The sequence below is a fragment of the Nonomuraea composti genome (assembly GCF_012034275.1).
GTDB lineage: Bacteria > Actinomycetota > Actinomycetes > Streptosporangiales > Streptosporangiaceae > Nonomuraea > Nonomuraea composti.
On record NZ_JAATEP010000169.1, the window covers coordinates 1 to 426 of the forward strand.

The window sequence follows — 426 nt, forward strand, 5'->3', positions numbered from 1 at the left end:
CCGTTGTCGTGCACGCGCCTGCCCAGCGGGCTGCGCTGCCACGCGTCGGCGCCGTCGTTCACCCAGGAGAACACGTAGTTCACGTCCCTGCGGCGCAGGTCCCAGTAATCGCCGTTGCCGATGCACGCGTAGGCGCTGCCCGACCAGATCGCGTAGTCATAGATGTTCACGTCGTCGTACGGGCCGGGGTAGCCGTTGTTCCACACCACGTCCACCTTGTTGTTCCAGCCGTCCGGCCAGCCGTCGAAGGAGGCGTCGCCCGAGTAGAGCAGCGCCTTGTTCATGTCGTCGGACCACACGTAGAAGTTGCCGTCGGCGTTGAGCGCGCGCACCGGCAGCTCCGATTGGATCTTCGGCTTGCCTACGGGCCGCTCCGGCTTGGCCGCCTTGACGGCGGGCTCGGTCACCTGGGAGGTGGGCACGGGA

1 pseudogene is annotated in these 426 nt (G+C 67.1%); it reads right to left on the reverse strand.

What is annotated here, in order from left to right:
- Positions 1-426 (reverse strand): annotated as a pseudogene (locus HCN51_RS57840) (hypothetical protein); the annotation flags it as partial.